The sequence below is a fragment of the Actinoplanes sp. NPDC048791 genome, from assembly GCF_040650095.1.
Taxonomy (GTDB): Bacteria; Actinomycetota; Actinomycetes; order Mycobacteriales; family Micromonosporaceae; genus Actinoplanes.
Genome location: NZ_JBEZGQ010000063.1, coordinates 1 through 17,357 on the forward strand (window position 1 = coordinate 1; position 17,357 = coordinate 17,357).

23 protein-coding genes and 1 pseudogene are annotated in these 17,357 nt (G+C 71.5%); 14 read left to right on the forward strand and 10 right to left on the reverse strand.

Translation table 11 applies throughout. The annotated features are described in order from the left end of the window. Positions 1 to 182 (reverse strand): annotated as a pseudogene (locus tag AB0C29_RS07710) (alpha/beta hydrolase); the annotation flags it as partial. 99 nt (positions 183 to 281) lie between these two features. Between AB0C29_RS07710 and AB0C29_RS07715 the strand changes: the two are divergent. From AB0C29_RS07715 to AB0C29_RS07765, 11 genes are all read left to right on the forward strand, one after another. After that, the gene (locus AB0C29_RS07715; protein WP_360816750.1) at positions 282 to 896 is read left to right on the forward strand and encodes an alpha-ketoglutarate-dependent dioxygenase AlkB; all 615 of its coding nucleotides are present in this window, start codon (positions 282 to 284) and stop codon (positions 894 to 896) included. Between the two features lie 160 nt (positions 897 to 1,056). After that, positions 1,057 to 1,782, forward strand: coding sequence for an ABC transporter ATP-binding protein (locus tag AB0C29_RS07720; RefSeq protein WP_360816695.1), 726 nt, complete (start codon positions 1,057 to 1,059; stop codon positions 1,780 to 1,782). After that, a complete protein-coding gene (locus AB0C29_RS07725) occupies positions 1,779 to 2,495 on the forward strand; it encodes an ABC transporter ATP-binding protein (RefSeq protein ID WP_360816698.1) in 717 nt (238 codons plus the stop codon). The genes AB0C29_RS07720 and AB0C29_RS07725 overlap by 4 nt, the downstream gene beginning before the upstream one ends. 13 nt (positions 2,496 to 2,508) lie before the next feature. Next, positions 2,509 to 3,387, forward strand: a complete 879-nt coding sequence (locus AB0C29_RS07730) for a branched-chain amino acid ABC transporter permease (protein ID WP_360545201.1) — start codon at positions 2,509 to 2,511, stop codon at positions 3,385 to 3,387. Continuing rightward, positions 3,384 to 4,430: a branched-chain amino acid ABC transporter permease gene (locus tag AB0C29_RS07735; protein WP_360816701.1), complete on the forward strand. Its 1,047-nt coding sequence runs from the start codon at positions 3,384 to 3,386 to the stop codon at positions 4,428 to 4,430. Before AB0C29_RS07730 ends, AB0C29_RS07735 begins: the two co-directional genes overlap by 4 nt. After that, positions 4,427 to 5,701, forward strand: a complete 1,275-nt coding sequence (locus AB0C29_RS07740; RefSeq protein WP_360816704.1) for an ABC transporter substrate-binding protein — start codon at positions 4,427 to 4,429, stop codon at positions 5,699 to 5,701. The genes AB0C29_RS07735 and AB0C29_RS07740 overlap by 4 nt, the downstream gene beginning before the upstream one ends. Positions 5,702 to 5,791: 90 nt before the next feature. Further along, entirely contained in the window at positions 5,792 to 6,547 is a 756-nt protein-coding gene (locus AB0C29_RS07745) for an SDR family oxidoreductase (protein ID WP_360816707.1), read from the forward strand. An 11-nt stretch (positions 6,548 to 6,558) separates the two neighbouring features. Next, positions 6,559 to 7,320 carry an SDR family oxidoreductase gene (locus AB0C29_RS07750; protein ID WP_360816710.1) on the forward strand — a complete coding sequence of 254 codons (762 nt, stop codon included), beginning with the start codon at positions 6,559 to 6,561 and terminating at the stop codon, positions 7,318 to 7,320. Continuing rightward, positions 7,317 to 8,315 (forward strand): phosphotransferase family protein, encoded by a 999-nt coding sequence (locus AB0C29_RS07755; protein WP_360816713.1) that lies wholly within the window; start codon positions 7,317 to 7,319, stop codon positions 8,313 to 8,315. Before AB0C29_RS07750 ends, AB0C29_RS07755 begins: the two co-directional genes overlap by 4 nt. Further along, entirely contained in the window at positions 8,315 to 9,520 is a 1,206-nt protein-coding gene (locus AB0C29_RS07760; protein ID WP_360816716.1) for an acyl-CoA dehydrogenase family protein, read from the forward strand. The genes AB0C29_RS07755 and AB0C29_RS07760 overlap by 1 nt, the downstream gene beginning before the upstream one ends. Further along, a complete protein-coding gene (locus tag AB0C29_RS07765) occupies positions 9,520 to 10,119 on the forward strand; it encodes a TetR/AcrR family transcriptional regulator (RefSeq protein ID WP_360816719.1) in 600 nt (199 codons plus the stop codon). Before AB0C29_RS07760 ends, AB0C29_RS07765 begins: the two co-directional genes overlap by 1 nt. A 226-nt stretch (positions 10,120 to 10,345) precedes the next feature. On the opposite strand, the gene AB0C29_RS07770 is transcribed toward AB0C29_RS07765, so the two are convergent. The 7 genes from AB0C29_RS07770 to AB0C29_RS07800 all read right to left on the reverse strand — a co-directional run bounded on the left by AB0C29_RS07770 (position 10,346) and on the right by AB0C29_RS07800 (position 15,017). Further along, entirely contained in the window at positions 10,346 to 10,648 is a 303-nt protein-coding gene (locus tag AB0C29_RS07770) for a DUF2516 family protein (RefSeq protein ID WP_360816722.1), read from the reverse strand. 70 nt (positions 10,649 to 10,718) lie between these two features. Further along, positions 10,719 to 11,171: a hypothetical protein gene (locus AB0C29_RS07775; RefSeq protein WP_360816725.1), complete on the reverse strand. Its 453-nt coding sequence runs from the start codon at positions 11,169 to 11,171 to the stop codon at positions 10,719 to 10,721. Next, positions 11,168 to 11,698 carry a helix-turn-helix domain-containing protein gene (locus tag AB0C29_RS07780; RefSeq protein ID WP_360816728.1) on the reverse strand — a complete coding sequence of 177 codons (531 nt, stop codon included), beginning with the start codon at positions 11,696 to 11,698 and terminating at the stop codon, positions 11,168 to 11,170. Before AB0C29_RS07780 ends, AB0C29_RS07775 begins: the two co-directional genes overlap by 4 nt. Before the next feature lie 69 nt (positions 11,699 to 11,767). After that, on the reverse strand, positions 11,768 to 12,703 hold the full coding sequence (locus tag AB0C29_RS07785) for an asparaginase (protein WP_360816731.1): 936 nt from the start codon (positions 12,701 to 12,703) through the stop codon (positions 11,768 to 11,770). Continuing rightward, on the reverse strand, positions 12,700 to 13,533 hold the full coding sequence (locus tag AB0C29_RS07790; RefSeq protein WP_360545830.1) for a 3-keto-5-aminohexanoate cleavage protein: 834 nt from the start codon (positions 13,531 to 13,533) through the stop codon (positions 12,700 to 12,702). Before AB0C29_RS07790 ends, AB0C29_RS07785 begins: the two co-directional genes overlap by 4 nt. A 27-nt stretch (positions 13,534 to 13,560) precedes the next feature. Beyond that, positions 13,561 to 14,622 carry a folate-binding protein gene (locus tag AB0C29_RS07795; protein ID WP_360816734.1) on the reverse strand — a complete coding sequence of 354 codons (1,062 nt, stop codon included), beginning with the start codon at positions 14,620 to 14,622 and terminating at the stop codon, positions 13,561 to 13,563. Then, the gene (locus tag AB0C29_RS07800; RefSeq protein ID WP_360547078.1) at positions 14,619 to 15,017 is read right to left on the reverse strand and encodes a Fur family transcriptional regulator; all 399 of its coding nucleotides are present in this window, start codon (positions 15,015 to 15,017) and stop codon (positions 14,619 to 14,621) included. The genes AB0C29_RS07795 and AB0C29_RS07800 overlap by 4 nt, the downstream gene beginning before the upstream one ends. Positions 15,018 to 15,079: 62 nt before the next feature. Here AB0C29_RS07800 and AB0C29_RS07805 point away from each other — a divergent pair, with 62 nt between their 5' ends. Next, entirely contained in the window at positions 15,080 to 15,871 is a 792-nt protein-coding gene (locus AB0C29_RS07805; protein ID WP_360816737.1) for an aminotransferase class IV, read from the forward strand. A gap of 88 nt (positions 15,872 to 15,959) precedes the next feature. Here AB0C29_RS07805 and AB0C29_RS07810 read toward each other — a convergent pair whose 3' ends face one another. Both AB0C29_RS07810 and mtfM read right to left on the reverse strand, forming a co-directional pair. Beyond that, positions 15,960 to 16,559, reverse strand: a complete 600-nt coding sequence (locus AB0C29_RS07810; protein ID WP_360816740.1) for an FABP family protein — start codon at positions 16,557 to 16,559, stop codon at positions 15,960 to 15,962. Further along, entirely contained in the window at positions 16,556 to 16,660 is a 105-nt protein-coding gene (mtfM, locus tag AB0C29_RS07815; RefSeq protein WP_281420991.1) for a small membrane protein MtfM, read from the reverse strand. The genes AB0C29_RS07810 and mtfM overlap by 4 nt, the downstream gene beginning before the upstream one ends. A 14-nt stretch (positions 16,661 to 16,674) precedes the next feature. On the opposite strand from mtfM, the gene AB0C29_RS07820 reads away from it, so the two are divergent. Both AB0C29_RS07820 and AB0C29_RS07825 read left to right on the forward strand, forming a co-directional pair. Continuing rightward, complete coding sequence (locus AB0C29_RS07820; protein WP_360816743.1) at positions 16,675 to 17,049, forward strand: DsrE family protein; 375 nt, start codon at positions 16,675 to 16,677, stop codon at positions 17,047 to 17,049. Between the two features lie 42 nt (positions 17,050 to 17,091). After that, a partial coding sequence (locus AB0C29_RS07825) for a sigma factor (RefSeq protein ID WP_360816747.1) occupies positions 17,092 to 17,357 on the forward strand: 266 nt, incomplete at its 3' end.

Consider the following 17,357-nt stretch of genomic DNA (forward strand, 5'->3'; position numbering starts at 1 on the left):
GTCGCGGACTCCCCGGTGCCGCGCAGATCGAGCAGCACCAGCCGGCGGTGCCGGTCCAGGCCGCCGAGATCACCGAGGTACGCGGCGTCCGCCATCGGGCCGGGCAGGCAGACGAGCGGGTCACCCTCCCCGGCCGTGCGGTACGCGAGCTCGGTGCCGTCCGGCGCTGTGAATGTGGGCATGGCGCGCAGCCTGGCAGCGCCGTCCACCTTCCGGAAGCGATTTAGTACGCACGTACGAACTCGCTGTAGAGTGGCGGCGTGAGCGCTTACCAGCCGTCGATGCTCGACCTCATGGCCGGCCCGTCCGCCTCCCTGGGTCCCCTGCCCGGCCGCCTGGTCCGGCACGAGCTGACCGCAGGCGCCTGGGTCGACGTGTTCCCCGGCTGGGTGCAGGCCTCCGACGCGGTCTTCGAGACGCTGCTGACCGAGGTCGACTGGCGCGCCGAGCGCCGCCCGATGTACGACGGCGTGGTCGACGTCCCCCGCCTCCTGCGCTGGTACGGCCGCGGCGAGACCCTCCCGCACCCGCTGCTGACCCAGGCCCGTGACCAGCTCTCCGCGCACTATGAGCCGGAGCTGGGCGAGGGTTTCGTGACAGCGGGCATGTGCCTCTACCGCGACGGCCGCGACAGCGTCGCCTGGCACGGCGACACTCTGGGCCGCTCCTCGCGGGAGGACACGATGGTGGCGATCGTGTCCTTCGGCTCCCCGCGCAACCTGATGCTGCGTCCCCGCGCGGGTGGCGCGGAGTCCCTGCGTTTCCCGCTGGGTCACGGCGACCTGATCGTGATGGGCGGCTCGTGTCAGCGCACCTGGGAGCACGCAATCCCGAAGACGGCCAAGCCGGTGGGCCCCCGGGTCAGCGTCCAGTTCCGCCCGATCAACGTGGCTTAGTCACAGACCGGCCACGGATCGTCGCCAACACATCGACTTTCGGTAATGTTTCCAGGGCATTGACATGGCGTCTCAAGAACTTACACTCCAAGTGTAATAACTTCCGACCGCATGATCCTCCATCCAGGACGGTGCGGCGAACCTCAGTGCCGAGGTGACGATGACCCGACCCGCGCCCGCCACCGATCCTGATTCCCAAGGCCTCTCCCTGCACCGGATCGGCGTCCGGTTCGGCGGCCTGGTCGCTCTCGACGACGTCTCCCTGCGGGTGCCACCCGGCCGCACGGTCGGCGTCATCGGCCCCAACGGCGCGGGCAAGACCACCCTCTTCAACGTGGTCTGCGGTTTTGTCGCCCCGACCGCCGGCACCCTCTCGCTCGACGGCCGCCCGCTGCGGCCCCGCCCGCACCGGCTGGCGCGGCTCGGCATCGCCCGCACGCTGCAGGGTGTCGGCCTCTTCGCCGGCCTGACGGTCCTGGAGAACGTCATGGTCGGCGCCGAACACGCGGGTCAGAGACCCGAAAGCGCGTGGGAAGCGCTCGAGCGCTGCGGTGTCGCCCCGCAGGCGCACGCACTTCCCGGCGGCCTGCCGTACGCGGTCCGCAAGCGCGTCGCTCTGGCCCGCGCCCTCGTCGCCCAGCCGCGCCTGCTGCTGCTGGACGAGCCGGCCGGCGGGCTCGGCGCCGACGAGATCGCCGAGCTGGGGGAGCTGATCACCGGCCTGTCCTGCGCGGTGCTGCTGGTCGAGCACCACATGGACCTGGTGATGGCGGTCTGCGACGAGATCCTGGTGCTGGACTTCGGCAAGCCGGTCGCGCACGGGACCCCGGCTGAGATCCGCACCGACGAGGCCGTCGTGAACGCCTATCTCGGAGCTGCGGCGTGACCGCATTGCTGGAGGCCGAGCAGCTCACCGTCGGGTACGGCGCCGCGCCGGTTCTGCACAATGTGGACCTGACGGTGGCCGCGGGTTCCATCACCGCCGTCCTGGGGGCCAACGGTGCCGGCAAGACGACGCTGCTGCGTACCCTCTCGGGTCTGCTCCGGCCGGCCACCGGCCGGATCGTGCTCGACGGGCAGGACCTGCGCGGGGTGAAGGTCGAGCAGATGGTGCGCCGGGGCGTGGCCCACGTGCCCGAGGGCCGCGGCGTGGTCACCGAGCTGACCGTGGACGAAAATCTGCGGCTCGGCGGCCTGTGGCGCCGCGACCGGGTGGACGCCAAGCGCGCCCTGGACGAGGTGTACGAGCTGTTCGAGCCGCTCGCCCGGCGCCGCCGCTTCCCCGGCCACCAGCTCTCCGGCGGGGAGCGGCAGATGCTCGCGCTCGGCCGGGCACTGGTCGGCCGGCCGCGCCTGCTGTTGCTGGACGAGCCGTCGCTGGGGCTGGCGCCCAAGGTGACCGCCCAGATCATGGGCCTGTTGCGCACCCTGCGGGACCGCACCGGGCTGACCGTGCTGCTCGTCGAGCAGAACGTACGCAGTGCCCTGTCGGTCGCCGACACGGGAATCGTGATGTCGCTGGGCCGGGTCGTCGCCAACGCGGACGCCGCCACCCTGCGCGACGACGAGGACATGCGGCACGCATACCTCGGTTTCTAGCGGAAGGAGGGCGATGGACCGGTTCGTGTTCCTCACGTTCGACGGCCTGAGCCGGGGTGCGGTGTACGCCGCGTTCGCCCTGGCCCTGGTCCTGATCTGGCGAGCCACCCGGATCGTCAACTTCGCCCAGGGCGCGATGGCGGTCGCGACGGCGTACGTCGGCTATTCGGTGTCGGCGGCGACCGGCTCGTACTGGCTCGGGTTCGTCGTGGCGGTGCTCGGCGGGCTGCTGCTGGGGGCCGCGACCGAGCGGGTGGTGATGCGCTTCGTCGACCACTCCTCGCACCTCAACGGAGTGGTCGTGGCGCTCGGCCTGGTGCTGGTCATCCAGGGTGTGCTCGGCATGATCTACGGCAACGAGTTCCGGCCCGCCGAGGCGCCGTTCAGCCGCGAGGCCTTCACCGTGGGCGGGATCGCGCTGCTGTCACGCTTCGACCTGTTCGTCTTCGGCGCCGTCCTCGTCGTGGTGGCCCTGCTGGCGTTGCTGTTCACCCGTACGTCCGTGGGCCTGCGGATGCGCGCCTCGGCGTTCGCACCCGACGTGTCCCGGCTGCTCGGGGTGAACGTCGGCGGGATGCTGACGCTGGGCTGGGCGCTGGCCGCCGCGGTCGGATCGCTGGCCGGCATGCTGGTGCTGCCGACCGAGCTGGGCCTGCACCCGAACGCGATGGACATCGTCTTCGTGTCGTCCTTCACCGCGGCGGTGGTCGGCGGCCTGGACAGCACGATCGGCGCGGTGGCCGGCGGGCTGATCGTCGGGCTGCTGCTCTCCTACGTCAGCGGCTACCTGGGCGCCACCGTGGCTCCCATCGCCGTGCTGATCCTGCTGGTCGTGGTGCTGCTGGGCCGGCCCGGCGGGCTGTTCTCCCGATCGGCGGCGAGAGCGGTATGAGCGTCACGCTGGCTCCGAAGGTGGACGCGACCACCCGCATCCGCACTGTGCCCCGCAAGCATCGCCATCTGTTGTGGACGATCGCCGCGGCCGTGCTGATCCTGGCGCTGACCTATGTGCTGCCGCCTTTCCGCAACTACCAGCTCGCGACCGTCGGGGCATACCTGTGCGTCACGGCCGGGCTGACCGTCCTCACCGGGCTCAACGGGCAGCTCTCGCTCGGGCACGGCGCACTGATGGCCACCGGCGCCTACACGGTGGCGATGGTCCAGGAGAAGCTGGCCGGCCGGGGTCAGTGGACGCTGCTGATCGCCGTACTGGCCGGGATCGCCGTGGCCACTGTCGCCGGCGGCATCGTCGGCCTGGCCGCGGCCCGGTTGCGCGGGCCCTATCTGGCCGGGCTCACGCTCGCCGTGGCCGTGGTGGTGCCGGCGATCGCCAGCACCTTCGACAAGACGTTCAACAGCGACCAGGGCCTGTCCGTGTACGTCGATCCGCCGCCGCTGGCGCTGGGCGCGACGTTCCCGTACGAGCGCTGGCAGGCGTGGCTGGCCTGGGCCGGCGCGCTGCTCACCGTGTTCCTGCTGGCCACGCTGGTGCGGGGGCGGTTCGGCCGGGCGCTGCGGGCCGTACGCGATGACGAGGCCGCCGCCCGCATCGCCGGAGTGAACGTCGCCCGTACCCAGGTCCTGGCTTTTGTGGTCAGCGCGGCCTGCGCCGGCCTCGGCGGCGCGCTGTTCGCCGTGCTCGCCCAGAGCGTCTCCCCGGGCGCCTTCCCGATCTCGCTGTCGCTGTTCCTGGTGATGGCCATCGTGATCGGCGGCCTGGGCAGCCTGGCCGGCGCGGTCTGGGGCGCGGTCCTGCTGGTGGCCCTGCCCGCCCTCACCCACTCGCTCACCGAACTGATCGACGTGTCGCCCGCGGTCGCCCAGCGGCTGGAGGGAAACCTGCCGCTGGCGCTGTTCGGCGTCACGTTGATCGTCGTCATGCTCGCCGCACCCGGCGGTATCGCCTCACTACGATTCAGAAGGAGAAAGGCATGAGACGTATATGGTCCGCGCTCGCCGTGACGGCCCTGGTCGCCGCCGCCGCCGGTTGCAGCAGTGATGACGGGGGCGGAGGCAGCAGCGGGGGCGGCAGCGTTCCCGGCGTGACCGCCACCGAGATCCTGGTCGGCACGCACATGCCGCTGACCGGCCCGGCCGCGGCCGGCTATTCCAAGATCGCCCCGGCCACCAAGGCCTACTTCGACTACGTGAACGCGAGCGGCGGCGTGCACGGCCGCAAGATCACCTACAAGATCATGGACGACACCTACAACCCGGCGACGACCCAGCAGGTGGTCCGCGAGCTGGTGCTGCAGGACAAGGTCTTCGCGATCCTGAACGGGCTGGGCACCCCCACGCACACCGGCGTGCTGGACTTCCTCAAGACCAACCGGGTCCCCGACCTGTTCGTGGCCTCCGGCAGCCGCAGCTGGGACCAGCCCGACAAGTATCCCGGCACCTTCGGCTTCAACGTCGACTACACCGTCGAGGGCAAGATCCTGGCCACCCACGTCAAGGCGACGCAGGCCGGCAAGAAGGTCTGCTTCCTGGGCCAGGACGACGACTTCGGCCGGGACGCGCTGGCCGGCATCGAGAAGATCCTCGGCCCGGTGGCCGCCAAGCAGTCGTACGTGACCAGCAACCCGAACGTCGGCCCGCAGATGGGCGCGCTCAAGCAGGCCGGCTGCCAGGTTGTCATGCTGGCCACCGTGCCCGGCTTCACCGCCCTCAGCCTGGGCACCGCGGCCAAGATCGCCTTCAAGCCGCAGTTCGTGGTCTCCCAGGTCGGCGCCGACCTCGGCACCCTGAGCAAGCAGCTGGGCGCGGCGGCACCGCTGACCGAGGGCCTGATCTCGGACAACTACCTGCCGCTGAGCAACGACGAAGCCAACCCGTGGATCCAGCTCTACAAGAAGGTCAACGCGGCCCACAACGGCAACGCCGAGTTCGACAACAACATCGTCTACGGCATGTCCGTCGGCTACCTCTTCGTGCAGAGCCTGCAGGCCGCGGGCAAGGACCTGACCCGCGAGGGGCTGATCTCGGCGATCGAGAAGAACGGCTTCCAGGGACCGGGCCTCGCGCCGCTGCGCTTCTCGGCCGACGACCATTCCGGGTACGGCGGCATGCGGCTCTCCAAGGTCGAAGGCGGCAAGCAGACCTACTTCGGCGAGCCGCTGGAGACCGACGAGGCGGACGGGCCGGTGGCGGCGTACACGACACCGCCGGCCGCCCCGCCCGCGAACGGCATCCCGGCGGCCTCATAGCCTGCCTGTGGCGAAGCGGTTGCGACTCGCCGCCGACCCGTGCAGGGTTGGCGGCGAGAAAGTTACTCATTAGTAGGAGGTTCTGACCGGATGACGAAGCTCAACGGCGCCGTGGCCGTCGTGACCGGGGCCAGCCGTGGAATCGGGTTCGCCATCGCCCAGCGCTTCGTCGCCGAGGGCGCCAAGGTGTGCATCACCGGCCGCGACGCCGGCGCCCTGGAGAACGCGGCGAAGGACCTCGGCGGGCCGGACGTCGCGATCGGCGTCGCCGGCAAGGGCGACGACGCCGACCACCGGGCCGCCGTCATCGACACCGTGCTGGGCGCGTTCGGGCCGGTCACGGTGCTGGTCAACAACATCGGCATCAACCCGGCGTACGGGCCGCTGGGCTCGCTCGACCTGGGGGCGGCCCGCAAGATGATCGACGTCAACGTGCTCGGCACGCTCGGCTGGGTGCAGGAGGCGCTGCGGGGCGGGCTCGCCGAGCAGGGCGGCTCGATCGTCAACATCTCGTCGGTCTCCGGCGTACGCCCGGCCCCCGGCATCGCCTTCTACGGGGTGACCAAGGCCGCGCTGATCCACCTCACCGAGGAGCTGGCCGTGGAGCTGGCCCCGAAGATCCGGGTCAACGCGGTCGCCCCGGCCGTGATCAAGACCCGCTTCGCCACCGCTCTGTACGAGGGTCGCGAGGAGCAGGTCGCGGCCACGTACCCGCTGGGCCGGCTCGGCGTGCCCGAGGACGTGGCCGGCACGGTCGCGTTCCTCTGCTCGGCCGACGCCGCCTGGATCACCGGCCAGACCGTGGTCATCGACGGCGGCGTCACGCTGACGGGCGCGGTCCAGTGAGCCTGCGACGCGTGGTGGTCACCGGCGCCGGCAGCGGCATCGGCGCGGCCCTGGCCCGCCGGTTCGCGGCCGACGGCGCCCGGGTGATCGTGAACGACCTGGACCCGGCCGCGGCCGAGGCGGTGGCGGCCGAGATCGGTGGCGTGGCCGTCCCGGGTGATGCGGGCAGCGAGGACGACGTGCGCCGGCTCGTCGACACGGCGTGGGCCGAGCTCGGTGGCGTGGACCTGTTCTGCGCCAACGCCGGCATCCTGACCGCCGGATCGGCCGAGGCGCCCGACGAAGCCTGGGAGAAAGCCTGGCAGATCAACGTCATGTCCCATGTGTACGTGGCCCGCGCGGTGCTTCCCCGCTGGCTGGAGAACGGTGGCGGGCGGCTGCTGTTCACCGTCTCCGCGGCGGGGCTGCTGACCCTGCTCGGCAGTGCGCCGTACTCGGTCACCAAGCACGCCGCGCTGGGCTTCGCCGAGTGGCTGCGCGCCACGTACGCCCACCGCGGCATCACCGTCCAGGCGCTGTGCCCCCAGGGCGTACGCACCGACATGCTCGGCAGCGGCTCGGACAGCGCCAGCCGGGCCCAGCTCGCCGCGACCGCCATGGACCCGGCCGAGGTCGCTGCCGTGGTGGCCAAGGCCCTCGAAAGCGACAGCTTCCTGGTGCTGCCCCACCCCGAGGTAGCCGAGTACTACCTTCGCCGCGCCACCGACACCGACCGCTGGCTGGGCGGGATGAACAAGATCCAGCGCGGCTTCGACACGGCGGCCACCGCATGACCGGCCCCCGCGGACTCGACCTGGAGAGGCTCCGGGCCCACCTCGGCTCCGGCCCGCTGACCGCCACGATGTTCGCCGGCGGGCGGTCCAACCTCACGTACGCGGTCACCGACGGCACCGAACGCTGGGTGCTGCGCCGTCCGCCGCTGGGGCACGTACTGCCGACCGCGCACGACATGGTCCGCGAGCACCGCGTGCTGCAGGCGTTGTCAGCGGCCGGCTTCCCGGCGCCCCGCCCGGTGCTGCTCTGCGAAGACCTGGACGTCATCGGCGCGCCGTTCTATCTGATGGAGCACGTCGACGGCACGATCTACCGCGATGTCGAGGCGCTTGAGGCCATGGGCCCGGCCGCGATGCACGCGCTGGTGCTCTCGCTGGTGGACACGCTCGCAGACCTGCACGCCCTCGATCCGGCCGAGATCGGGCTGGCCGACTTCGGCCGCCCCGAGGGCTTCAACGAACGCCAGGTCCGCCGGTGGAAGAAGCAGCTCGACGCTTCCCGCAGCCGCGAGGTGCCAGGCATCGAGGAGCTGCACGCCCGGCTGGCCGCCGACATCCCGGACGGCGCCGGCGCGGTCGTGCACGGCGACTACCGCCTCGACAACGTGCTGATCGGCCCGCGAATGGAGATCAACGCGGTGCTGGACTGGGAGATGTCCACCCTCGGTGATCCACTCAGCGACGTGGCTCTGATGCTGGTCTACGCGAGCCGTCCACTGCTGCTCGGTGGCCGCTCGTCGATCTCCGTACCCGGGCATCCCAGTCTTGCCGAGATGGCCGACCACTATGCCAAACGCTCCGGCCGGGACGTTTCCGACCTGCACTGGTATGTGGGCTTTGCCGCGTTCAAGCTCGCCGTCATCCTCGAGGGCGTGCACTACCGCTACGTTCAGGGCCAGACGGTGGGCGAGGGCTTCGACACTGTCGGCGCGCTCGTGGCGCCGCTGGTCGCCCAAGGTCATGAGTCGCTCGACGGAACGCTGGAGGGGAACTGATGGACTTCGCGTTCGATGCCCGTACCGAGGACTACCGCAAGCGCCTGCTCGCCTTCCTCGATGAGTACGTCTATCCCGCCGAGGCCACCTTCGACGAGGAGTACGCCGGCGACTGGTCCCCGCCGCCGGTCATCGCCCGGTTGCAGGCCAAGGCCCGCGAGGCCGGCCTGTGGAACCTCTTCCTGCCCGGCGAGCACGGCGCCGGCCTGACCAACCTGCAGTACGCGCCGCTGGCCGAGCTCACCGGCCGCAGCCCGGCGATCGCCCCGCCCGCGCTCAACTGCGCCGCCCCGGACACCGGCAACATGGAGGTGCTGGCCCAGTTCGGCAGCCCGGCCCAGCAGGAACGCTGGCTGCGCCCGTTGCTGGAGGGCACCATCCGGTCGGCCTTCGCGATGACCGAACCGCAGGTGGCGTCCTCGGACGCGACGAACATCGGCACCCGGATCACCCGCGACGGCGACGACTACGTGATCAACGGTCGCAAGTTCTACATCTCCGGCGCGATGAACCCGAACTGCCAGATCTTCATCGTGATGGGCAAGACCGACCCCGAGGCCGCCCGGCACGTGCAACAGAGCATGATCCTGGTCCCCCGGGACACACCGGGCCTGACCGTGCAGCGCGGCATGACGGTCTTCGGCTACGACGACGGCGACCACGGCGGCCACGCCGAGATGGTTTTCGAGGATGTCCGGGTGCCGGCCGAGAACCTGATCGGCGAGGATGGCTCCGGATTCGCCATCTCCCAGGCCCGCCTGGGCCCCGGCCGGATCCACCACTGCATGCGCCTGATCGGAATGGCCGAACGCGCCCTGGAGCTGATGTGCCGGCGTGCGCTGACCCGCACCCCGTTCGGCAAGCCCCTGGCCGAGCAGGGCGTCGTACAGGAATGGATCGCGGAATCCCGGGTCCGCATCGAGCAGGCCCGGCTGCTGGTCCTCAAAGCGGCCTGGCTGATGGACACGGTCGGCAACAAGGGCGCGCACACCGAGATCCAGGCCATCAAAATCATCGTGCCCGGCACCACCGAATGGATCATCGACAAGGCCATCCAGGCCCACGGCGCCGCCGGCGTCGGCCAGGACACCCCGTTGGCCCGCCTGTGGGCGCAGTCCCGCACCCTGCGACTCGCGGACGGCCCCGACGAGGTGCACAAGCGCTCACTGGCCCGCCGCGAACTCAACCGCTATCGGAGCGCCTGATGCCGGCCGCCTCACCCCGCCCACCCCAGCGCATCGACGGCCGCACGGCCCGCTCGGAACGCACCCGCAACGCCATCGTGGAGGCGCACGTGGCGCTGATCCTCGAGGGAGACCTGCGCCCGACCGCGGACCGCATCGCCAAGCAGGCCGGGGTTTCGCTGCGGGCACTGTGGAGCCATTTCGCGGACATGGAGGCTCTGTTCGCAGCCAGCGGCGAGCGAATTCTGGAGCAGCGGGACGAGGCGCACCAGGCGGTACCGACGGACCTGCCACTGGCGGCGCGCATCGAGGCGTACTGCCAGCAGCGGGCCCGGCTCCTGGAACACATCGCCCCGGCGGCCAAGGCATCAGCGCTGAAGGAACCGTTCTCGCCGGCGCTGCAGAGCTACCGGCGCAGCCATACGGACCGGGTCCGGACCGAGCTGAAGATTCTGTTCGCCCGGGAAATCGACGGTGACGAGACGCTGCTGGCGGCGCTGACGGCGACCAGCATGTGGCCGACCTGGGGCACGCTGCGCGACGCAATGGGCCTGGAACCGGACGCAGCCCGACTCGTCCTGACCCGCGCAGTGACGGCGCTGCTTACCGCTGCTCCCTGACCGCCCCTGCGTTCCGGCCGGCCTCTCGCTGCCCACACCGAGACTCCTGCTGCTTCCCAATCGGCCCGACTTCCTTCAGCTTCGTCGACCTCTCGCAGGCATTCCCGTGGCGTCTCCCGCGGGTGGTCGCATGGTGTCCCCACCAGCCTTTCCCTACCGTCCCCGGCACCTTCCCCCACCTGCACGCGGTGCCGCGGCTGGCCTTCCCTCGCGTCTCCGCTGACTTTCAATTGCTTACCCCGCGCCTACCCATCCCGCTGCTTGGTCCCATCGGTCCCGCGACGCCGATGAGGCCGAACAGGCCGGTGGCGCCCCCGCCGACGCCGAGCAGCGTCAGGATGATGCAGACCGCGAGGATGGCCAGCCAGGCGCCCTTGGGCAGGGTGCCGATGGCCTGGAAACCGTCGCCGCGCTGGGTCACGCAGTGGATCAGTGCGACTGCCTGCACCACCAACGACAGGATCAGGACGGCGAACGAGATGAGGCTCGCGACGTCGTCGTAGAAGATGGGTGTCGCGCTGTAGGCCATGACCGCCAGTCTATGCCGCGGGCCCCGGCTGACGCCGAGGCCCGCTGATCAATCAGTCGCAGGTCGTTACTTACTTGTCGGTGGCGGGGCGGGTGACGCGCTTGCGCGGCTTCGGGGCCGGGGTGGCGGCAGCCTCGACGGCCTTCGGCTCCTCGGTGGTCTCGATGTCGGCGTTGACCACGTCGGCGGCCTCGACCACACCGGTGCCGACCACGCGCTCGCCGTGGGCGACCAGCGAGGTGTAGACGGCGAGGGCCCGCTCCTGCGCGGCCTGGGCGAACGCGACGGCGCCCGCGGTGGCGGTCTCGCGCAGCTTGTCGAAGTCGGTGCTGCTCGCGGTGCTCTTCAGCGTGGTGGCGGTGCTGCTCGCCGTGTCGTTCGCGGTGCGCAGCGAGGCGACCGCGCGGTCACCGAGCTCGGTGACGACGGCCGGCAGCTTGCGCAGCTGCTGGTAGGCCAGGTCACCGGCGCCGGCGGCGGCGTAGAGCGGAGCGGGGAAACGGGTCTTGGTCTGCTCGGTCATGACTTCTCCTCGGGCTTGGTGGTCTTGGGTGCGGGAGCGGCGCCGCCTTCGACGACTGCCACGTCCTGGACGACAGCCCGCAGGGCCTCGTCCTCGTCCGGCACGTCCGCGGCCGGCACACCGTCGCCGGGTGTGCTTTCCTCGGGCGTGCCCTCGTCGGGCCGGGTCGCCGGCGGCATCTGCCGGGCGGTCTCGTTGCGGAACGTCTCGTAGATCTGCGACAGGGACTGCTTCTGCGCGATCGTCAGCTCGGGATCGGCTGCGATGGCGGCCAGCACCCCCTGCTGACCCTCGCCGTCGAGCAGGCCGGCCCGCAGGTACATCGCGGGGGTCGACACCCGCAGCGCGCTGGCCAGCTGCTGCAGCACCTCGGCGCTGGGCTTGCGCAGGCCGCGCTCGATCTGGCTGAGATAGGGATTGCTCACGCCCGCCCGGTCGGCGAGCTGCCGGAGCGAGATCTTTGCGGTCTGCCGCAGGTCACGGATGAATTCACCGATGTCCTGGGGCAGGTCCTTGGGTGCGGCCATGCATTCGACGGTAGCCCGCGGTGCTAGCTCTTGCAAGCAAAACGCTAACAAGAGCTAGCGTGAACCCGGTCACCAGGCCGAGCGGACCTCGCCGACCCGGACCCCGCCGCCGAGCACCGGCACTGTCTCCAGCTCGTCCAGCACGGGCGCGGAGACGCCGAGCCGGCGCAACGCGGACACCAGCACCGGCATCCGGGCCCGCATGGCGCCGTCCGCGACCTTGATCGCCACCGCGCCGAGACCCTCGACAGCCACCGCCACCACGCCCTCGGCCCCACCCTTGGCCAGCAGCCCGGGCACGCCGTGCATCAGCCGGGTGTCGTCCTGGCCGGTGCCCGCCACCAGCTCCGGGTCGGCCCGCATGGTGTCGGCCACCAGCCGCTCGAAGGAGGTCGGCGGCGCATCCACCAGCCGCTGGAAGCCCCGCGCCAGCGCGGTCAGCGACACCGCGAACACCGGCGCACCGCAGCCGTCGATGCCGGTGGCGGCGATCGGCTCCCCGGCCAGGTCGCTCACCGCCGCGGCCAGCGCCACCTGCAGCGGGTGCTTGGCGTCCCGGTAGTCCGGGAGCGACCAGCGGTTGACCACGCAGGTGGCGAGCATCCCGGCGTGCTTGCCGGAACAGTTCATCAGGACCGGGGTGGCTCCGCCGCCGTCCCGCAGCACGATGTCGCGCTCGTCCTCCGAGAGCGGCAGCGACGGCGGGCAGCGCAGCGCGGACTCGTCCAGGCCCGCGGTTTCCAGGATCTGACGGACCCGCGCGACGTGGAAGGGCTCACCGAAGTGGCTGCCGCTGATCAGCGCGAGATCGGCCGGGTCGGCGGTGCGCAGGCCCGCCCGCAGCATGCCGACGGTCTGCAGCGGCTTGTTGGACGACCGCGGGAAGAACGGGTTGGTGACGTCACCGGCCGCCGCGATCGTCGCGCCGTCGGCGTCCAGCACGACGACCGAGCCGTGGTGCACGGACTCGACAAAACCCGAGCGCACGACCTCGGCGAGGATCATCGGGCCACCATCCCGAGCAGCTCACGGGCCTCGGCCGTGGTCAGCGGCGGACGCTGGGCCAGCTGGGCGAAGCCGACCGCGCGGGCCACCAGCTGCATGTTCGACTCGACGGGACGGCCCTTCGCGTACGTGACGGTGTCCTCCATGCCGACCCGCAGGTGCCCGCCCGCCGACAGGGAAGCCAGCATCACGGGGATCGTGCTGCGGCCGATGCCGGTGGCCGAGAACGTGGTGCCCGCGGGCAGGTCCCGGATCGCCTGGTGGCACGCGACCAGCGCGGCGGCGGTGCCGGGCATGCCGCCGGGCACGCCCATCACCAGGTCGACGTGGACGTGGCCGCCGTACGGCAGGCCGTGCTGCGCGAGCAGGCGTTGCAGGGTGGTGAGCTGGCCCAGGTCGAAGATCTCGTACTCGGGCACGATGCCTTTGTCCTGCATCCGGGTGTGCAGGTCGACGATGAACTCCCAGCGGTTCAGGAACACGCCGTCGCCGAAGTTGACCGTGCCCATCGTGCAGGAGGCCATCTCCGGGCCCGCGTCCAGCACGGCCAGCCGGTCGGCCTCGGGATCGGTCACCGCGCCGCCCGAGGAGAGCTGCACGATGAGGTCCGTCGACTGCCGCAGCGCGGCCACGGTCTCGCGCAGCCGGCCCTGGTCCAGCGTCGGCTCGGCCGCGTCGTCGCGGATGTGGACGTGCACGATCGCGGCGCCGAGCGCCTCGCACTCCTTGGCGGTGGCCACGAGCTCGTCGATCGTCACCGGCAGCGCGGGTACGGCTGCCTTACTGCTCTCCGCGCCGGTGGGCGCGACAGTGATGAGGGTCCCGGTCATGCCGCGATCCTGCCATGCCGCCCCTGCTCAAGAGATGTCGATGGCCGCGGCCGACTCCCCGACCAGCAGGGCCGCGTCGTCGGCGACGTTGCGCTTGAGGACGGCCAGCGCGATCATGCCCAGCTCGTGGTGGCGTACGGCGGTGCCGACGAAGCCCACGGCCCGGCCGTCCAGCATCACCGGCGTGCCCTGCGCGGGCGGCTGGTCGGTGGCGATCCCGTCGAGGTGCAGCAGCACCAGCCGGCGCGGGGGCTTGCCCAGGTGATGCACCCGGGCGATCGTCTCCTGGCCCCGGTAGCAGCCCTTGTCGAGGTGCACGGCCGGCGCCACGAAACTCGCCTCGGACGGGATGGTCCGGTGGTCGGTCTCCCAGCCCAGCCGCGGCGCCCGGTGCGCCACCCGGACCGCCTCGTACGCCCACAGCCCCGCTTTCGGCACGTCGGCCAGCAATGCGAGCACCTCCTCCAGCGAGGAGCGCGGCACCAGCAGGTCGACGCCCAGCGGCACCCGGCGCGCGAGGGCACCGGAGCCGAACGGCCGCACGTCGTACAGCGTGGTCGGTGCGGCCGGCACCGCCCCGGCGGCGAACTTGGGCCCGGGCACCTCGAAGATCCGCGGCTCGGCGAGCTCCACGCCCAGGTGCTCGCGCGCGGCCGCCACAGCCTGCGGCCCGACCAGGGACAGCACGGCGATCTCGGCGCTCGCGTCGCGCGGCTCGACCCTGGTGAAGAAGCGCATCATCTCCAGGTATTTGAGCAGGCCGGCGCCGGCCCCGGGCTCGGTGTCGAGCCAGGCGGTGGTGCCGTCCTCGGCGACCAGGGCGTGCTGCTCGACGTGCCCGTGCGGGGAGAGCACGAGCAGCTCGGTGCCCTGCCCGGCGCGCAGGTCGCTGAGGTGCTGGGTGGTGAGGGTGTGCAGCCAGCTCGCGCGTTCCTCGCCCGGCACGGCGAGCACCTCGCGGTTGGAACGGTCGACGAGGCCGACGGCGGTGTCGAGGGTGCGCTGCTCGCGCATCGGGTCGCCGTAGTGGGCCGGGACGCCGGCGTCGGCCGACGTGGGCTCCAGCTCCTCGATCAGGACGGTGGTCATGGCTGCTCCTTGCAGTCGCCGCAGACGCCGAACAGGGACACGTGGCCCACGTCGACCCGGAAGTTGCGGTCCCGCTGCAGCTGCTCGGTCACCGGCAGCATCACGCCCGGGTCGACCTCGTCGATCGACCCGCAGTCGCGGCAGACGAGATGGACGTGCTGGTCCTCGCCGGCGCGGTGGTACGTCGGGGAGCCGTGCGACAGGTGGGTGTGGCTCACCAGCCGGAGGTCCTCGAGCAGCTCGAGGGTGCGGTAGACGGTGGTGATGTTGACGCCGGCGGCCCGCTCCCGCACGGTGTGGTGGATCTGCTCGGGGGTGGCATGGCCCAGCTCGTGCACCGCCTCCAGGATCAGCTGGCGCTGCGGAGTCAGTCGCAGGCCGCGCTCCCGGAGCATCTCGGCGAGGGAAGAGGAGGACACGGTACGAGCATAGTTCGCACGGCATACCCTCTTCTCTGGTGAGCGACAGCTTGATGGTGATCCCCGGCTCAGGTGAGCTGAGCCCGGTGGACCGGGGCGTGCTGTACGGCGAGGGTGTTTTCGAGACGCTGCACCTGCGCCCGGACGGCCCGTGGCTGCTCGACGCCCACCTGGACCGCCTGGCCCGGTCGGCGGCCCTGCTCGAAGTGCCGCTGCCACCGCGCGCGGACCTCACCGCCCTGGCCGCCCGAGCGGCGCAGGCCTGGACCGGTGATGAAGGCGCCTTGCGGCTGATCGTCACCCCGGCGACGTTCTATGCCACGGTCGGCGCGGTGCCGGCCACCGCCCGCCGCCAGCGCCGCGACGGCATCAAGCTGATCACCGCGGACCTGGGCGTGACGTCCCGCCCACCCTGGTCGCTGGCTCAGGCCAAGACCATCTCGTACGCGGAGAACCTCGCCGCCACCCGCTGGGCCAGAAGCCAGGGTGCCGACGACGTCCTCTGGCTCCGCGCCGACGGCCACGCCCTGGAAGCCCCGACAGCCAGCCTGATCTGGCTCACCGGCGACACCCTCTGCACGGTCCCCGCCACCGAGACCGGCATCCTGCCCGGCACCACGGCCGCCCACCTGCTCAGCCGAGCACCGGAGCTGGGCCTGCGCGCCGAGGAGCGCATGATCACCGCCGCGGCTCTGCCCAGCGCGGACGCGATCTGGCTGGCCAGCTCCCTGCGCGGCCTGGCGGAGGCCCGCACGCTCGGCGGCGCCGAGCGCGCGGCGTCACCGTGGACGCCGCGCCTGCTCACCCTGCTCGGCTTCGACGGCTCCTGACCGAGCACGGACCTCGCGTTCGGCGGGAGCGACGGTCAGCACCATGCAACCAGGCACGACATCCTGCATCTGATCTTGATCTTGCTGATCAGCCACCGACGCGGAGCAGCCTCGCGGAAAGATGCGGCACCAATGTCTGCCCCATGCCGGACATCTCGTGGGCGTAGAGCAGCGCCCCGTCGACGATGCCGAACAGCCGGTGCCCGGCCGTGACCTCCTGGGCCGACGGCGTCCGGACGACCGCGTCGGTCACCATCTCCAGCCGCGTGCCGCTGACCCGGCCGATGTAGAGCTCCATGACGCCGTCCGGCGTCATCATGGTGGCTTCCATCTCGTCGCCCGGCCGGTCGTTCACCAGCACGGGCCGCCACCAGCCGGTCTCCCGGTCGGCCATCCGCACCGGCTTGGAGTCCGCGTCCAGGATCCAGATCCGCGACTCGTAGGCCAGGAACGGCCGCCCGTCGTGGCTGATCCGGACCTCCTGCGCGAAGTCGAAGTCCTCCGGCGCCGGGAAGCCGCCCTGCCCGCGGCCGCGCCACAACCCGATGAACGGCAGCAGCCCCAGCAGCGCCGGGTGCAGATCCGGCCCCTGCCGCAGGTCGTGCGTCTCCTCGTACGGGTACGCCTCGACCGGCGGCGCGTTCAGCCAGGGCGGCGGGCCCAGCGGGTTTTCCGTCTCACTGCTCACCAGCGTCCCCTTGCAATGCGCATCGCCAGATAGCCCAAACCGCCGGCCAGCCCGCCGAACCCGGCGACCAGCAGACTCACGAACCCGATCTCGGTAACCATGACCGGCCCATCCTATGCTGACCCGCATGGCCCGCTTGCTCGTCGTCAAGGCAACCGCCGGCGCGGACGCCCCGGAGCGCTGCTCGCAGGCGTTCACCGTGGCTTCGACCGCGGCCGCGTCCGGGGTGGACGTCTCGTTCTGGCTGACCGGCGAGTCCACCTGGTTCGCCCTGCCGGACCGGGCCGCGCAGTTCGAGCTGCCGCACGCCGCGCCGCTGCCGGACCTGCTCGACCTGCTGATCGGCAGCGGCCGGGTCACCGCCTGCACGCAGTGCGCCGCCCGCCGGGAGATCGGCCCGCGGGACGTCCTGCCGGGCATCCGGATCGCCGGCGCCGCGGTGTTCGTCGAGGAGATCATGTCCGACGGAGCCCAGGCGATCGTCTACTGACGGGAATGCAACCGGCCCCGCCGCTGCGGGGTGTACTTGGTCATGCAACCCAGCACCGCTGACTTCGACGCCTTCTACCAGGCGAGCGCCCGGCGCGTCGTGCTCTACCTGTACGCCGTCTGCGGCGACCTGGCCGACGCGCAGGACATGGCCCAGGAGGCGTACGCCCGCGCCTGGCAGCACTGGCCGAAGGTGTCCGGTTACGAGAACCCGGAGGGCTGGGTCCGCGCGGCCGGGTGGCGGCTGGCGGCGAACCGGTGGCGGGGTCTGCGGCGCCGGTGGGCGGCCCAGGCCCGGATGGGTCCGCC

Bases quoted from the DNA above. Each gene is read 5' to 3' on its own strand.
- AB0C29_RS07790 (WP_360545830.1), bottom strand. From the start codon at position 13,533: ATGACCGGGACCCTCATCACTGTCGCGCCCACCGGCGCGGAGAGCAGT.
- AB0C29_RS07715 (WP_360816750.1), top strand. From the start codon at position 282: ATGCTCGACCTCATGGCCGGCCCGTCCGCCTCCCTGGGTCCCCTGCCC.
- AB0C29_RS07765 (WP_360816719.1), top strand. From the start codon at position 9,520: ATGCCGGCCGCCTCACCCCGCCCACCCCAGCGCATCGACGGCCGCACG.
- AB0C29_RS07735 (WP_360816701.1), top strand. From the start codon at position 3,384: ATGAGCGTCACGCTGGCTCCGAAGGTGGACGCGACCACCCGCATCCGC.
- AB0C29_RS07720 (WP_360816695.1), top strand. From the start codon at position 1,057: ATGACCCGACCCGCGCCCGCCACCGATCCTGATTCCCAAGGCCTCTCC.
- AB0C29_RS07755 (WP_360816713.1), top strand. From the start codon at position 7,317: ATGACCGGCCCCCGCGGACTCGACCTGGAGAGGCTCCGGGCCCACCTC.
- AB0C29_RS07770 (WP_360816722.1), bottom strand. From the start codon at position 10,648: ATGGCCTACAGCGCGACACCCATCTTCTACGACGACGTCGCGAGCCTC.
- AB0C29_RS07740 (WP_360816704.1), top strand. From the start codon at position 4,427: ATGAGACGTATATGGTCCGCGCTCGCCGTGACGGCCCTGGTCGCCGCC.
- AB0C29_RS07820 (WP_360816743.1), top strand. From the start codon at position 16,675: ATGCTGACCCGCATGGCCCGCTTGCTCGTCGTCAAGGCAACCGCCGGC.
- AB0C29_RS07785 (WP_360816731.1), bottom strand. From the start codon at position 12,703: ATGATCCTCGCCGAGGTCGTGCGCTCGGGTTTTGTCGAGTCCGTGCAC.
- AB0C29_RS07745 (WP_360816707.1), top strand. From the start codon at position 5,792: ATGACGAAGCTCAACGGCGCCGTGGCCGTCGTGACCGGGGCCAGCCGT.
- AB0C29_RS07775 (WP_360816725.1), bottom strand. From the start codon at position 11,171: ATGACCGAGCAGACCAAGACCCGTTTCCCCGCTCCGCTCTACGCCGCC.
- AB0C29_RS07730 (WP_360545201.1), top strand. From the start codon at position 2,509: ATGGACCGGTTCGTGTTCCTCACGTTCGACGGCCTGAGCCGGGGTGCG.
- AB0C29_RS07800 (WP_360547078.1), bottom strand. From the start codon at position 15,017: ATGCTCCGGGAGCGCGGCCTGCGACTGACTCCGCAGCGCCAGCTGATC.
- AB0C29_RS07780 (WP_360816728.1), bottom strand. From the start codon at position 11,698: ATGGCCGCACCCAAGGACCTGCCCCAGGACATCGGTGAATTCATCCGT.
- mtfM (WP_281420991.1), bottom strand. From the start codon at position 16,660: ATGGTTACCGAGATCGGGTTCGTGAGTCTGCTGGTCGCCGGGTTCGGC.
- AB0C29_RS07760 (WP_360816716.1), top strand. From the start codon at position 8,315: ATGGACTTCGCGTTCGATGCCCGTACCGAGGACTACCGCAAGCGCCTG.
- AB0C29_RS07795 (WP_360816734.1), bottom strand. From the start codon at position 14,622: ATGACCACCGTCCTGATCGAGGAGCTGGAGCCCACGTCGGCCGACGCC.